Annotated in this window: 13 protein-coding genes; 3 read left to right on the top strand and 10 right to left on the bottom strand. The window is 31.9% G+C overall.

What is annotated here, in order from left to right:
• Nucleotides 1–152 precede the first annotated feature (152 nt).
• The 6 genes from N524_RS0103560 to N524_RS0103535 all read right to left on the bottom strand — a co-directional run bounded on the left by N524_RS0103560 (nucleotide 153) and on the right by N524_RS0103535 (nucleotide 9,258).
• The gene (locus N524_RS0103560) at nucleotides 153–1,097 is read right to left on the bottom strand and encodes an acetyl-CoA carboxylase carboxyltransferase subunit alpha (RefSeq protein WP_029055671.1); all 945 of its coding nucleotides are present in this window, start codon (nucleotides 1,095–1,097) and stop codon (nucleotides 153–155) included.
• Nucleotides 1,097–1,954, bottom strand: coding sequence for an acetyl-CoA carboxylase, carboxyltransferase subunit beta (accD, locus tag N524_RS0103555; protein ID WP_017638220.1), 858 nt, complete (start codon nucleotides 1,952–1,954; stop codon nucleotides 1,097–1,099). Before accD ends, N524_RS0103560 begins: the two co-directional genes overlap by 1 nt.
• A 253-nt stretch (nucleotides 1,955–2,207) precedes the next feature.
• The gene (locus tag N524_RS0103550) at nucleotides 2,208–3,437 is read right to left on the bottom strand and encodes an NAD(P)-dependent malic enzyme (RefSeq protein WP_029055670.1); all 1,230 of its coding nucleotides are present in this window, start codon (nucleotides 3,435–3,437) and stop codon (nucleotides 2,208–2,210) included.
• Between the two features lie 326 nt (nucleotides 3,438–3,763).
• Nucleotides 3,764–6,958 (bottom strand): DNA polymerase III subunit alpha, encoded by a 3,195-nt coding sequence (locus N524_RS0103545; protein WP_029055669.1) that lies wholly within the window; start codon nucleotides 6,956–6,958, stop codon nucleotides 3,764–3,766.
• A 33-nt stretch (nucleotides 6,959–6,991) separates the two neighbouring features.
• Nucleotides 6,992–7,930 (bottom strand): DHH family phosphoesterase, encoded by a 939-nt coding sequence (locus tag N524_RS0103540; protein WP_017638223.1) that lies wholly within the window; start codon nucleotides 7,928–7,930, stop codon nucleotides 6,992–6,994.
• Between the two features lie 29 nt (nucleotides 7,931–7,959).
• A complete protein-coding gene (locus tag N524_RS0103535) occupies nucleotides 7,960–9,258 on the bottom strand; it encodes a DRTGG domain-containing protein (RefSeq protein WP_029055668.1) in 1,299 nt (432 codons plus the stop codon).
• A gap of 203 nt (nucleotides 9,259–9,461) precedes the next feature.
• On the opposite strand from N524_RS0103535, the gene N524_RS0103530 reads away from it, so the two are divergent.
• A complete protein-coding gene (locus N524_RS0103530) occupies nucleotides 9,462–9,875 on the top strand; it encodes a universal stress protein (RefSeq protein ID WP_017638225.1) in 414 nt (137 codons plus the stop codon).
• A 106-nt stretch (nucleotides 9,876–9,981) separates the two neighbouring features.
• Here N524_RS0103530 and N524_RS0103525 read toward each other — a convergent pair whose 3' ends face one another.
• Nucleotides 9,982–10,671: a metal-dependent hydrolase gene (locus N524_RS0103525; RefSeq protein WP_017638226.1), complete on the bottom strand. Its 690-nt coding sequence runs from the start codon at nucleotides 10,669–10,671 to the stop codon at nucleotides 9,982–9,984.
• 146 nt (nucleotides 10,672–10,817) lie between these two features.
• Here N524_RS0103525 and N524_RS0103520 point away from each other — a divergent pair, with 146 nt between their 5' ends.
• Nucleotides 10,818–11,873, top strand: coding sequence for a M24 family metallopeptidase (locus N524_RS0103520; protein ID WP_029055667.1), 1,056 nt, complete (start codon nucleotides 10,818–10,820; stop codon nucleotides 11,871–11,873).
• Nucleotides 11,874–11,958: 85 nt separating this feature from the next.
• On the opposite strand, the gene ald is transcribed toward N524_RS0103520, so the two are convergent.
• Nucleotides 11,959–13,077, bottom strand: a complete 1,119-nt coding sequence (gene ald / locus N524_RS0103515; protein ID WP_029055666.1) for an alanine dehydrogenase — start codon at nucleotides 13,075–13,077, stop codon at nucleotides 11,959–11,961.
• A gap of 154 nt (nucleotides 13,078–13,231) precedes the next feature.
• Between ald and N524_RS0103510 the strand changes: the two genes are divergently transcribed.
• A complete protein-coding gene (locus tag N524_RS0103510) occupies nucleotides 13,232–13,732 on the top strand; it encodes a universal stress protein (protein WP_017638229.1) in 501 nt (166 codons plus the stop codon).
• A gap of 147 nt (nucleotides 13,733–13,879) precedes the next feature.
• Here the strand turns inward: N524_RS0103510 and N524_RS0103505 are convergent, their stop codons facing one another.
• Both N524_RS0103505 and N524_RS0103500 read right to left on the bottom strand, forming a co-directional pair.
• Nucleotides 13,880–15,115 carry an acetate kinase gene (locus N524_RS0103505; protein ID WP_017638230.1) on the bottom strand — a complete coding sequence of 412 codons (1,236 nt, stop codon included), beginning with the start codon at nucleotides 15,113–15,115 and terminating at the stop codon, nucleotides 13,880–13,882.
• 87 nt (nucleotides 15,116–15,202) lie between these two features.
• Entirely contained in the window at nucleotides 15,203–16,150 is a 948-nt protein-coding gene (locus N524_RS0103500; RefSeq protein ID WP_029055665.1) for a class I SAM-dependent methyltransferase, read from the bottom strand.
• Nucleotides 16,151–16,190 lie beyond the last annotated feature (40 nt).

Here is a 16,190-nt window from a genome sequence, read left to right as displayed (position 1 = left end):
TATCTTCAACTCTAAATTACCATAAATTTTTTACTTCTTCCATCAAAAGAAAGTACTTATGTAGATGTAAACGTTTTTAATTATGAATTTTATATTAACAATAATAAAAATAGAGCAATAGTCTTCATTTTAACTATCACTCTATCTAATATTTATTCTACATAAGATCCAATATTTCTAAATTTATTAAAACGATCTTCTGCTAATTCATCTTTATTAAGTTTTTCTAATTCATCTAAATGTGCCACAAAAGCCTCTTTAATAGTTTGAGCTTGTGCTTCAACTTCTTTGTGCGCACCGCCTAAAGGTTCTTTAATTACGTCATCTATAACATTAAGTTGGTGTAAATCATTCGCCGTAATTTTCATTGTTTCTGCAGCTATTTTGGCTAAATTGCTATCTTTCCATAATAATGCAGCAGCTCCTTCAGGAGATATAACAGAGTATGTACTATTTTCAAGCATTAATACTCTATTAGCAATACCGATACCTAGCGCACCACCACTACCACCTTCACCGATGACTATTGCAATGACAGGCACTTTGAGTGAGGCCATCTCAATCAAATTGGTAGCAATTGATTCACTTTGTCCTCTTTCTTCTGCTGCTTTACCAGGATACGCTCCTTTAGTATCAATAAATGTAAAAATAGGTCTGTTGAATTTTTCTGCTTGTTTTATCAAGCGTAATGCTTTTCGATAGCCTTCTGGATGTGCCATACCAAAATTACGATAAATATTATCTTTGGTATCTTTACCTCTTTGCTGTCCAACTACAGTAACAGCTTTACCATTTAAATAACCAATACCACCAATCATTGCTGGGTCATCTCTAAAATTACGATCGCCATGTAATTCTATAAATGAATCAAAAATCTTTGGTATATAATCTAATGACGTAGGTCTTTCTTGCAATCTTGCAATTTGAACTCTATCCCACGGTTTCAAATTTGTATACACTTTTTTAGTTTCGCGTTCTAAAGAAGCTTCTAACATATCGATTTCTTCTTGCAAATCAACATCGTTTTTTTCTTGAGATTCTTTTAATGAATCAATTTTCTTTCTTATTTCAAAAAGTGGCTTTTCAAAATCAAGCATTAGCTTCTCACCTCTTGATGTAGATTTAAAATATTAGCAAGTGTAGTTCTCATATCTTTTCGATGTATCACTTTATCTAGTTGACCATGCTCTAATAAAAATTCTGCTGTTTGGAAATCTTCAGGTAATTTTTCATTAATTGTTTGTTCAATTACTCGACGTCCTGCAAAGCCTATTAGTGCTTTTGGTTCACTTAGATTGATATCACCAACTGATGCAAAACTAGCAGATACACCACCTGTAGTAGGATTAGTGATATAAGAAATATAAAGTAAACCTGCATCTGAATGTTTCTTTAGTGAAACACTTGTTTTACCCATTTGCATTAAAGAAATAATACCCTCTTGCATACGGGCACCGCCACTGGCAGAGAATAAAATAAATGGTAAACATTGTTCTGTGCAATAATCAATAATTCGACAAATCTTCTCACCAACAACTGACCCCATACTTCCCATTCTAAAACGAGCATCCATAACTGCCACACCATACTTAACACCATCTAATTCGGCAGTACCTGTTACTACAGCTTCATTTAAGTCAGTTTTTTTCTGATCTTTTTCAATTTTTTCAATGTATCCAGGGAAATCTAATGGATTTGCAGAAGTCATCCCTTTATCAAATTCATTAAATGTACCTTCATCAGAAATCGCTTCAATGCGTTTATATGCAGATAAAGAAATATGATGGTCACAATTAAAGCATACATTTAGGTTTTCATCTAATTCTTTGGTATACATAATTTTTTTACATTTTGGACATTTAGTCATGATTCCTGCTGGTACGTCATTTTGTTTTGAGTCTTGAACCGTTAAATATTTCTTTTTCTTTGTTCGATTAAAAAAATCTTTAAACATAGGGAAACCTCCAAAAACCTTTGACCCTTATTAGGCTTAATTTTTTCATGTAGATTATATTGTTATGTATAAAATGAATAAATTATAACAAAAGTGAGAGAGAAAAATATAAAACTACTTTTGAATATGATTAGGTATATTATCATCTTTAACCTAGTTAAAACGATACCGTTTTACATTTTTCTTAAAACATATACAACTATTTTTTTAGTATGACATGTTTATTAATCTCCCACTCTCATTACAACTATAATTATTTTAAGTCTGTTAATTTCATTGTTTTATCATACACATCTTGTGGGTCAACTTCAATTCTAGCAACACCTGATTCCATAGCCGCTTTAGCAACTTCTCTAGCTACAGATGGCGCTACACGTTTATCAAATGGACCAGGAATACAATAATTTGGCTCTAATTCATCACTTTGAATTAAGTCTGCAATAGCTTCTACGGCAGCTTTTTTCATTTCTTCATTAATATGTGTTGCCTCAGTATCTAAAGCACCTCTAAAAATACCAGGGAATGCTAATACGTTATTGATTTGGTTAGGATAATCTGAGCGACCTGTTCCAACTACTTTAGCTCCAGCTTCTTTAGCATCATTAGGATTGATTTCTGGGTTAGGGTTAGCCATTGCAAAGATTATTGGATCTTTAGCCATACTTTCTACCATTTCTTTAGATAATAAATCTGCAATAGAAACACCAATGAAGACATCTGCATCTTGAATAACTTCACTCAATTCGCCTTCTATTTTGTCTTTATTAGTCCACTTAGCTACATATTCTTTAGTATCATTCATACCATAACTTCTGCCTTCAAATATGGCACCTCTAGAATCACACATAACCATATTTCTCACACCGTATGAATATAACAGTTTTACAATTGCAATACCTGCTGCACCAGCTCCGTTGAGGACAACTTTAATGTCGGCTAAATCTTTATCTACAATTCTTAAGGCATTAATTAAGCCTGCTGTAGTTACAATAGCTGTACCGTGTTGATCGTCGTGAAAAACAGGAATATTAGTTTCTTTTTTTAATCTTTCCTCAATTTCAAAACAACGCGGCGCTGAAATATCCTCTAAATTGATTCCTCCATAGTTAGGTTGAAGTAATTTTACAGTATTAATAATCTCATCAGTATCTGTTGTATTAAGCGCAATTGGAACACCATTAACACCAGCAAAACTTTTGAATAATACTGCTTTACCTTCCATAACTGGAATACTTGCTTCCGGACCGATATTCCCTAATCCTAAAACAGCAGTACCATCTGTTACTACAGCAACTGTATTACCTTTTATAGTATAGTCATAAACTTTTCTTTTATCTTCATGTATTTCTTTACAAGGTTCGGCTACACCAGGTGAATAAGCTAAACTTAATTCATCTTTGTTTGTAACTTTGACATTAGGTGTTACTTCTAATTTACCTTGATTCTTTTTATGCATTTCTAATGCTTCATCTCTTAAAGACATGCTATTCAACCCCTATTTATTTTTTTAGAATTAACTGAGTAAACAATTATCAATCATTTTTAACTGTAAACAGATTGCATTAACAATGTACTTTTAAAATGTATTTAAAAATGTCAAAAATTTAGCAACTAGCTAAACTTTGAATCAACATTTCTTCGTTACTTTTATAATTATTTTTTCTGCTGATCATTCATATTTTATCATTATTTTATGTATAAGATAATGACAATTACAAACAAATAGTACAAAAAACAATTACAAAATAAACTGATGATTAAAATATAAATCATCAGTTTACTATATCATAATTTAATAGTAGTTAAAAGTTATATAAATCGGATATCACTAGGTTTGAATAACTGTATTAGTTCCCTCATATTTTCAGAATTTTTATTAATAAATCCTATACGTGACATTCGCTTAGATTCATCATCATATGCTTGTACTTCAATAGTTTGTTTTGTCTTTTCTTGGTCAATATATTGTTCAAATCCTTTTGCTTGTTCAATATGTCTTACGATAATTTGATTTGAATGTGTGAGTTTATGTGTCTCAAACGCTTCTTCACTGTATATGTCATTAATAATAAGCTGATTCTTACCATTTCTTTTATCAAATTTCCCTTGTATGACATAAATGTGTTCTTCTGACAACTCAAGTTCATATTTTTTAAATTGATCTGGGAAGATAACTCCATCCATCAAATGTAGACCATCATTTAATGTCACAAAAGCCATATTTTGCCCATTTTTTGTTCTGATACGCTTAATTTGATCAAATTGCACTAATATAGGATGGTAATTTTGAGCGTTATTCAATCTGTAAATAGTTAAATATTGCTTTTTATTAAATTCTTTTTCTACTGGATGTTTCGAAATATAAAAACCTAAATATTCTTTCTCATATTCGCTGATTAGTTTGTCTGGTAATTCATCTTTTTCTTCATAATCTTGTTTAGGCGTGAAGAAATCAAATAACATATCATCTTGTTCAATATCAGTAACTTGATCAATAACTTGGTCAATGGACTGTAATAACGTAGCACGGTTTTTACCAAATGTGTCAAACGCACCTACTAAAATCAATGACTCTAATAATTTCCTAGTTTTGACTCGTTTAGGTAATCTTCTGGCAAAATCAAAGAAATCTTTAAATTCACCGTTTTGATATCGTTCGTCAACAATAAGTTTAACGCTTTGATATCCAACACCTTTAATAGCACCTAACGATAAATAAATTCCGTCAGATGTTGCTTTATAGAACCAATGACTTTCATTGATATTAGGAGGCAATATCTTAATATTTTGATGCTTCGCTTCATCAATCATTGCTGACGTTTTTTTCTCACTACCAATAACATTACTCAATATATTAGCGTAAAAGTAATTTGGATAATGAACTTTTAGATAACTCATAATATATGCAATTTTAGAGTAACTAACGGCATGTGCTCTTGGAAAACCATAGTCAGCAAATTTCAATATTAAATCGAATATTTGTTTACTCATATATTCGTCATACCCATTTTGTAACGCACCGTCAACAAAGTGTTGTCTTTCACTTTCTAGCACTGCTCTATTTTTCTTACTCATAGCACGTCTTAAAATATCTGCTTCGCCATAACTGAAGTTTGCGAACTTACTTGCTATTTGCATTATTTGTTCTTGATAAATGATTACGCCATAAGTATTTTTTAAAATGGGTGCTAAATCTTCATGTAGATACTGAACTTTAGAAGGATCATGTCTGCGTGTAATGTATGTAGGGATCTCTTCCATCGGCCCAGGTCTATATAATGATGTGACGGCAACAATGTCTTCGAAATGTTCGGGCTTCAATTTTTTCAATACACTTCTAACACCATCAGATTCTAATTGGAAAATACCTGTCGTATCACCTTGGGATAATAATTCAAACACTTTATTATCATTAAATGGAATTTGTTCAATATCTATATCAATGTTCAAATCTTTTTTCACTTGGTTCACAATTTGATGTATAATTGATAGATTTCTAAGTCCTAAAAAGTCGATTTTCAATAGACCAATACGTTCTGCCTCAGTCATTGTCCATTGTGTAAGCAATCCAGTATCCCCTAATGTCAATGGCGCATATTCATAAAGTGCGTGATCATTAATAATAATACCTGCTGCATGAGTTGAGGTATGACGTGGGAGTCCTTCTAATTTTTTACACAAATCAAACCAACGTTCATGTCGATAATTTCTATGAACGAATTGTTTAAAATCGTCATTTTGATATGCTTCATCTAAAGTTATCCCTAATTTATGTGGAATGAGTTTAGAAATTTCATTTAATGTTATTTCATCAAATCCCATAATACGGCCTACATCTCTAGCCACAGCTCTAGCTAATAAATGTCCAAATGTCACTATTCCAGAAACATGAAGTTGACCATATTTTTCTTGGACGTATTGAATAACTTTTTCACGTCTTGTATCTTCAAAGTCAATATCAATATCAGGCATTGTTACACGTTCAGGATTTAAAAATCTTTCAAAAAGTAAATTGAATTTTATTGGGTCAATTGTAGTAATTCCTAATAAATAACTTACTAGTGAACCAGCAGATGAACCACGACCAGGTCCAACCATTACATTATGTGTTTTAGCATAATGAATTAAGTCACTTACAATAAGGAAGTAATCTTCAAATCCCATATTCGTAATAATGGCATATTCGTGTTTTAATCTGTCTATATAATGAGGATGATTAAGATTCCAATTTTTTAGTTGTTCTTCTAACTTCATCCATAGATATTTTTTTGAAGTTTCACCATTAGGTGTTTCAAATTGCGGTAGTAGTGATTGGTGATAATTGAGTTCTGCAGTACATAATTGAGCTATTTCATCAGTTTTTCTAAAAATGGATGTATCTAAACCAAGATTATGTATTTCTTCCGAAGTGTAAAAATGCTCGTCAAAATCTTCCTGTTCCCCTACTAAATCAAGCTTACTATTATCTTTAATTGCTTGTAATGCAGTTATTGTATCTGCATCTTCTTTATTTAAATAACGTGCAGTATTTAACCATACACACTCTCTATTGTTTATTTGGACTGAATTTTGATTTATGTAAACATGTTGCTTAAAATCAAAAGACTCAATTAATTGTTGATGTTGTTCTTCTGCATTTTTAAAAATAATAATTAAATTTGCTTCGTATCGTTTTAACCAATCAATTGAAATATCTACTTTCTCTTTCATTTTTATCGCTGAAGATAATTGATATAAATCTTTTAAACCATCATTATTTTGAGCTAATAATACTGTTTCTATTTGATATAAACCATCAGTTAATAATACAGTCATCCCAAATACAGGATGAATACCCGCTTCGATACAAGCATCATAAAACTTAGGATAGCCATACAAAACATTTGTATCTGTAATTGCAAGTGTATCTACACCTTCTCTTTTGGCCTTTTCAACTGCGTCTGTAATTTTCAAACTGGAGTTTAATAAATCATAGGCCGTATGAATATTTAAATATGCAACCATGTTTGTATGACTCCTTTCTTTAAGTGATTGTACTTATAATTTTTGACGTAAAGCTTTGGCTAGCAAATCAAATTCTTCCCAACTATAAACAGAAACGCCAGAAGCATTAGGATGGCCTCCACCGCCAAAATCACTGGCAACATCATTTATGACAAATTGTCCTTTAGAACGTAGACGACAACGAATTTGATCTCCTTCATCTACACCGAACATCCAGATTTTAAGACCACGGATATCAGCAATGGTATTGACGAACTGTGACGCTTCATTAGATTTAATATTAAACTGTTCTAAAACATCTTTAGTTATACGCACTTGACAATAGCCATCTTCAAATAACTCAAAGTTTTGTAAAACATAACCTTGGAATGGCATTAATCTAGGGTCTTTTTCAGACATTTTATTAAGCTCAGCATTATGATCAAATGGGAATCCAATTAGTCTTCCAGCAATTTCCATTGTGTGTTGTGTCGTATTATTAAATAAGAATCTTCCTGTATCCCCTACAATACCTAAATAAAGCACACGTGCAACGTCCGCATTGATGATGCTTTCGTCATTAAAGTGCAGGATCATATCATAAATAATCTCACTTGTAGAAGACGCATTAGTATTTACTAAATTAATTTCTCCATATTGATCAACAGCAGGGTGATGATCAATTTTTAACACTCTCGCACCTAATGCATATCGTTGATCATCAATACGAGGCGCATTGGCTGTATCACAAACAATTACAAGTGCATCTTGATAAGTTTCATCTTCAACTTGATCAAATGTTCCAATAAAATTAAGTGACTCTTCTGCTTCACCTACTGCATAAATTTCTTTATCAGGAAATTTAAGTTTTAAATAATATTTCAAACCTAATTGAGAACCGTATGCGTCTGGATCTGGTCTCACATGTCTGTGTATGATAACTTTGTCTGTTGATTCTATTTCTTTCATAATATCATTCATTAGTATTTCCATTTATATTGACCCCTCTTTTATATCATTGATTAATATCCTTCAAACATTTGACAAATGACTGATGCATTAGCAACTTTTTCATTTTGACAAAACATTGTAACTTCTAATTTAGCAAAATATCTTCCCACATCTAGCATTTCGTACTCAACATCGATACCAGTTTCAATTGGCACAGTTTTTAAATAAATAATATTCAAACTTTCAATCATGACATTGCCTTTTTTATACTTTCTCATTTCATGACGTAAAGTTTCTTCTATAATACCGACAAATACGGCTTTACTTAGTGTGCCATAATGATTAGTTAATAGCGGCGACACATCCGTCTGAATACTGTCATGGTTAATTGTAATATGTTTCGCAATTTGATCGTTAATCGTCTCACCAATTTGAGGTTGTCGTCCTAATAATTGCATAGATTTTAAAACATCTTGCCTATTTATAACACCAACTGCTTTTTTATTATTATCTGTAACTGGTAAGAGTTCAATACCTTCCCAAATTAATAAGTGTGCACAACTAGCCACAGTATTTGATAACTTAACACTAATTGGATTTTTAGTCATAACGTCTTCAATTAAATCATTTTCATTCATATTTATCATTTCTCTACTAGTGACAATACCAACTAGTTTATAATCATTATTCACAACTGGAAAACGTGTATGTCCTGTTTCATTTGCAATTTGTTTATAGTCTTGTAAAGTCATAGAGTTCATTAAAACTGAAAGCTCATTAATAGGCTTAACAATATCTTCAACTACTAAGATTTCTTTACGAATTTTTTGATTAAACATCGCACGGTTAATAATATTTGCAACTAAAAATGTATCGTAGCTAGAAGAAAGAATAGGTAAATCATGTTCGTCAGCATATTTTATCACTTCTTTACTTGGATAAAATCCGCCAGTAATTAATATTGCTGTTCCTCTTTTCATCACTTCAAGCTGAACTTGTTCACGGTTTCCAATAATGAGTAATGTTTGTGGGCCAATATATCTTAATATGTCCTTTAACTCCATAGCACCAATTGCAAAATTTGAGACTGTTTTATTAATACCGTTTTTACCTGCAATAATTTGACCTTCAATAATATTAGCAATTTCATTAAAAGTTAAATTATCAATTTCATCACGATTTCGCTTTTCAATTCTAACTGTACCAACTCTATCTATTGTTGTTACTAATCCAAGTTGGCCCGCATCTTTAATAGCTCTATAAGCTGTACCCTCTGAAACAGTTAAATCTTTCGCTATTTTTCTTACTGAGATTTTCGAACCGATTGCTAGCGATTCAATGTGTTTTAAAATTTGTTCATGTTTAGTCATAACGTTACCTCTTCTTAGAACAATGTTATGCTTATTATAACTTTTTAACGAGAAAAAATCATTGAAGCGCACTTTCGAATTTATAAAACTTCTATTATAAATTAACATCTTTTGTGAAAAGATAATTTTATTAAAATTACTTTTAATTTAAATGGAAATATTCCCCTATTTTTATTAGAATGGAGATAAGGAGGGATAGACTTATGTATAAAAATATATTATTAGGTGTAGATACTCATATTAAAAATGAAAAAGCTTTAGAAGCTGTTTCTAAACTTGCAGGTGATGATACTGTTGTAACTATTTTAAATGCCATCAATGAACAAGATGCTCAAGCGTCAATTAAAGCTGGTGTGCATTTGGATAAAATCACTGAAGAACGTAGCAAACGTTTAGAAAAAACACGTCACATTTTAGAAGATTATGGTATTGATTATGATCAAATCATTGTACGTGGTAATGCAAAAGAAGAACTAGTAAAACATGCTAACAGTGGTAAGTATGACATTGTTGTCGTTAGTAACCGCAAAGCAGAAGAAAAGAAAAAATTTGTACTTGGTAGCGTAAGTCACAAAGTTGCTAAACGTGCAACTGTCCCAGTACTTATCGTTAAATAACATGTATTGATTAGCTAATATTTATTTCAATATAAATGCGTAATTAATAACGTCATACTATAAAACATCCTTGGCACTCATACCAAGGATGTTTTTATATCTATAATTAAAATTGAACTTCTTGACCAGGTTCTAATATTTGAACTTCACCAACATTTACAGCGTCTTTAAATTGTTGAGGATCTTGTTCAATTAATGGGAAAGTATTGTAGTGTACAGGAACTGAGATACTTGGTTTAATAAATTCATTAACTGCATATGCTGCATCATCTATACCCATAGTAAAGTTGTCACCGATTGGAACGAAACATACATCAACTGGATGACGTTTAGCTATTAATTCCATATCGCTGAATAATCCTGTGTCACCAGTATGATAAATTGTTTTACCTTCTGCTTCAATAACAATACCCATTGGCATACCAAGATATACTGGAATACCATTTTCATGTGTATAACTAGAACTATGGAATGCTTGAACATATTTAACGCTACCGAAATCTAATTCAGCTTTACCGCCAATGTTCATTCCACGTACATTTTCGACACCATAATAAGTAGATAAATATCCAGCTATTTCTGCACTACCTATCACTGTAGCGTGATTTCTATTAGCTAATTCTACAACATCGCCAAAATGATCTTCGTGACCATGCGTTAAAATAATATAATCAACTGCTAATCTTTGTTCATCTAAATCACATTTATCATTACCTGATATAAATGGATCTACGATTACTTTCTTACCGTTGCCTTCAAAATAAATTGTTGATTGACCATGAAATGATAGTTTCATTATTATAGCCCTCCTAAATAATTATGTATTTATTATACCCTAGCTCACCATTTTTATAACACGTTTGGTATTTAATAATATGAAACTTTGAAATATATGATTATTTGGAATAAAATTAACTTAATCTTGTATAGGAGGTCAATTTCATGTCAAAAATTAATGATATCGTCAATTATTTACAAAAAGAAAATGTAGATGCTGCATGGATTACTACACCCTTAAATATATATTACTTTACTGGTTACCGTAGTGAACCACATGAAAGATTATTTGCACTGTTAATTCAATCAAATGGTGAAACTGTTTTATTTTGCCCTAAAATGGAAGTTGAAGAAGTTAAACAGTCACCTTATGAAGGAAAAATTATAGGATATTTAGATACAGAAAATCCGTTTGATTTATACCAACAATCATTTAAACAAATACTTATAGAAAGTGAACATTTAACAGTAAAACGTCAACGTGAATTGACGAATGCATTTCAAATAGAGCATTATGGCGATATAGATCAAGTTATTAAAGATTTAAGAAATATTAAATCTATTGATGAAATTAAGAAAATAAAACATGCTGTTAATCTTGCGGACAAATGTATTGAAATAGGCGTTGCTTATTTAAAAGAAGGCATTAGCGAAAGAGAAGTCGTTAACCATATTGAAAACGAAATTAAGAAATATGGCGTAAATGAAATGAGTTTCGATACTATGGTTTTATTTGGTGATCATGCCGCATCTCCTCATGGTGTACCTGGTAATCGTAAACTGCAAAATAATGAACTTGTTCTTTTCGATTTAGGCGTTATTTATGAGCATTATTGTAGTGATATGACTAGAACGGTACAATTTGGAACACCTTCTAAAGAAGCTTTAGATATATACAACATTGTATTAGATGCAGAGGAATCTGCGATAGCTGCAATTCGTCCAGGCGTTAAATTAAAAGATATAGATAAAATCGCTAGAGATATTATTGATAATGCAGGTTATGGACAGTACTTCCCTCATCGTCTTGGACATGGTTTAGGACTTGAAGAACATGAATATCAAGATGTTTCTAGTACTAATGATAATATTTTAGAAGCGGGTATGGTGATTACTATTGAACCTGGTATTTATGTTCCGGGTGTAGCCGGTGTGCGTATCGAAGATGATATTTTAGTTACTGAAAATGGTTGTGAAATTTTAACGCATTACACAAAATAATTATTGTTCACAATAACAATAATAATCCCTCAAATGATTCTCCATTTGAGGGATTATTTATATATCATTTTTATTTAATTATAAATTATGATTTTAATGCATCTTCTACAGAAGTATAAGGCATATCAAACGCTTCTGCTACACCTTGATGTGTAACATGACCTTTATATGTGTTTAAACCTAATGATAATGCATGATTTGATTTAAATGCTTCTTTATAGCCTTTATTAGCTAATGTTTGAGCAAACGGTAATGTTGCATTATTAAGTGCTAAAGTTGATGTTCGAGGTACTGCCCCTGGCATATTGGCAACAGCATAGTGAACAACACCATGTTTAATATAAGTCGGATCATCGTGAGTTGAGATTTTATCAGTTGTTTCAAAAATTCCGCCTTGGTCGATTGCAATATCAACGATCACTGAACCATTTTTCATTTCTTTAATCATATCTTCAGTTACAAGATTAGGTGCTTTAGCTCCTGGAATTAATACTGCACCAATCACTAAATCACTTTCCTTAACATATGTTTCAATATTTAAAGGATTAGACATAATAGTATGAATTCTACCATTAAATTGATCGTCTAATTCTTGTAATCTTTTAGGATTCACATCTAAAACAGTGACATCTGCACCTAAACCTAATGCTATTTTAGCAGCATTTGTGCCAGCTTGACCGCCACCGATAATTGTTACTTTTCCTTTAGGAACACCTGGTAAGCCACCAAGTAAAATTCCCATACCACCATTAAATTTTTGTAAAAATTCAGCGCCAATTTGAGTTGCCATTCTTCCAGCAACTTCACTCATTGGACTTAATAAAGGTAATGAGCGATCAGGTAATTGTACTGTTTCATACGCAATACCAATCACTTTGTTATCTACAAGCGCTTTTGTTAATTTTTCTTCATTAGCCAAGTGTAGATAAGTGAATAAAATGAGTCCTTCTTTGAAATATTGATATTCTTCTTCTAATGGTTCTTTTACTTTAACAACCATATCAACATCCCAAACTTGAGAAGCCTCTGAAACGATGTCAGCCCCTGCTTCTTTGTAATCTATGTCTTCAAAGTAAGAGCCCATTCCAGCATTTGTTTCAACTAATACAGTGTGTCCTTGTTCAACCAATGCATGTACACCACTTGGTGATAGACTCACTCTGTTTTCATTATTTTTTATCTCTTTAGGAATACCTATTTTCATTCCTCACACCTCGACTATCATATTAACCCTAAACACTACTAAAACTCAAATGAAAGCGCCTACAAAAATACACAAAATTGTTAATTTTTCGAGTTAAAAATTCTGAAAAGTATGTTAAAATAAAATTAAGATAAAGACGAAAGGGGTACTGACTATGATTACTTACAAAAATATTTTAATCGCAGTCGACGGTTCACACGAAGCAGAATGGGCCTTTAACAAAGCAGTTGGGGTTGCTAAACGTAACGACGCAAAACTTACAATTGTTAATGTTATTGACTCTAGAACATATTCTTCTTATGAGGTATATGATGCTCAATTTACTGAAAAATCTAAACACTTCTCTGAAGAATTATTAAAAGGTTACAAAGAAGTTGCAGCAAATGCTGGTGTTACAAACGTTGAAACGCGTTTAGAATTTGGTTCACCTAAAGCGATTATCCCTAAAAAAATTGCACCAGAAGTTGGTGCTGACTTAATTATGAGTGGTACTTCAGGTCTTAATGCAGTTGAACGATTCATCGTTGGTTCTGTTTCTGAAGCTATCGTTAGACACGCACCTTGTGATGTTTTAGTTGTAAGAACAGAAGAAATTCCAAATGACTTCCAACCACAAGTTGCAACTCCACAATTACGTGAAAGATATTCTAATTAATATTAGTTTAGGTTATATAGACTCACCTTTTAATTAAGGTGAGTTTTTTATTTGTTTTATAGTTAAATACGCTGAAAAAGAACATTAGTTAGAAAAAATACCACTATCTAACTTTAGATAGTGGTATTTTTAGTTACACTTAATTTTTTATTTTGACTCAGCATTTTCTGATGATTCTTCTTCTACAGATAAGCCACCATATTTAACTACGTCTCTTGAAATCATAACTTCTTCATCTGTTGGTACAACGAGTACTTTAACAGGTGAATGTGGGTAATTGATTTCGCCTTCTTCACCATGAAGATTTTCATTTTTCTTAGGATCCCAATAAACGCCCATAAACTCTAGTCCTTCTAACACTTTACCACGAATGATATGTGAGTTTTCACCTATACCAGCAGTAAACACAATTACATCTACGCCATGCATTCTTGCTGCATAAGAACCGATATATTTATGGATTTTTGAAGCGAATAAATCTAATGCAACACGTGATCTATGACGTCCATGTTTAGCTTCTTCTGTTAAATCACGTAAGTCACTTGAAGTACCTGTTAATCCTAATAATCCAGACTCTTTATTAAGAATATTTAACACTTCATCAGCATTTTTACCAGTTTTCTCCATAATATATGGAATTAACGCTGGGTCAAGGTTACCTGAACGTGTACCCATAGTTACTCCTGCTAATGGAGTGAATCCCATTGAAGTATCAATTGATTCTCCTCCATCTATCGCAGCAACTGATGCACCATTACCAATATGACATGAAATAATGCGTAAATCTTCAATTGGTTTACCTAAGATTTCTGCTGCACGACGTGAAACATATTTATGACTAGTACCATGGAAACCATATTTACGAATTCCGTAATCTTCATAATAACGATAAGGTAAACTATATAAATAAGCCTGTTCAGGCATAGTTTGGTGGAATGATGTATCGAAAACCGCTACATGTGGTATTTCTGGTAAAAGCTTTCTAAATGCTCTAATACCCATCAAGTTAGCTGGGTTATGCAATGGTGCTAGCTCACTCAATGCCTCAATTTGTTCTTCAACTTCGTCAGTTACTACAGCTGATGAAGGAAATGTTTCGCCACCGTGTACAACTCGATGTCCTGTTCCTTGAATTTCATAGATATCTTGAATAATATTATGTTCTTTGAATTTCGCCAACATAATATCTACCGCTTCTTCATGGTCTTTGATATCTTTGACTTCGGTTAGTTTTTCCCCTTCAACTAAGATTGTAAAAATTGAATCTTTCATACCAATTCTTTCAACAACGCCTTTGGTAACTGTTTTTTCTTCAGGCATTCTAATAAGCTGGAACTTCAAAGAAGAGCTACCAGCATTAATCGCCAAAATTAATTTTGACATAATATTTTGTCCTCCATCGTTTGTTTAATTATATTTTTCATAGTTTATTTTATCATTAACACAGTTTGAATTCTATACTGTTACAGATTATTTTTTTGTATGATTTGTGTCCATCCACTGATTTAATTCAGACATAAAACCTTGGAATTGTTGTGGATTTTTGAAATCAGGTATATTAGCTAAAAATACTTCAACTGGTTTTGTAACACCAGTTTCTTTCTTTTGTAAAATCAATATAGATTTACGAGCTTTCTCATTTTTAAATAATGTTGATGGTAAATTAAGAAATGCTTGCATCTCTGTTTCTGTAGTAATGAATTTTTCTAACTGTTTCACATGTTCTCCTGAAAATAATTCACTTGGAACAACTAAAAATGCATATCCTGCCCCTTTTAATGCATTTACAGCTTGTTCAATAAGTAAATAGTGTGAGTAACTATGTCCCTCTTCGAAACCTAATTTCATTTCTTTTCTACGTTCGTCAACTGGATAATACCCAATTGGTAAGTCACCAATAATGATATCTGCTTCTTCTAGTGGTAATGGCATAATAGCGTCTTGTGGGTAAACATCAAACGGGATTTCAAGATAATTTGCTAAATGCACACTAACTCTTGATAATACAGGATCCACTTCTATAAGATGATGCATAATTGTTTTATCGGTTAATACTTCTTTAACAGCCGCACTTAAATGTCCAGCACCACTAGCAATATCGACAACATGCATCTCTTCTTTATTTTGCGTAAATCGTTGTACCAAGAATCCTAAAATAAGTCCAATAGAATCTGGTGTGATTTGATGGTTCGCTTGAATATTTTCCTCTTGCATTAAACTTAAATATGCAAATTGGAAAGCTTTTCTTCGATCTTGCAATGTTGCTTGTTCCAACATTTCTCGTTGGCTTGTATAAACGTCTTCCATAGCTAAACCTAGATTTTCTATAAAACTTTGCCCATTTTCTTGATTTAAAGTTTTAGCTTTTTCATCTAAGTGCTGGAATAACTTTTCCATAATCGTATTTTCTTCAGTCATTTTAATTCCCTCTCTATAAAAAGTGCCCATCATTTCGATA

This window comes from Staphylococcus sp. URHA0057 (assembly GCF_000620265.1).
GTDB lineage: Bacteria > Bacillota > Bacilli > Staphylococcales > Staphylococcaceae > Staphylococcus > Staphylococcus pasteuri.
This window is presented reverse-complemented; position numbering and strand designations above follow the sequence as displayed.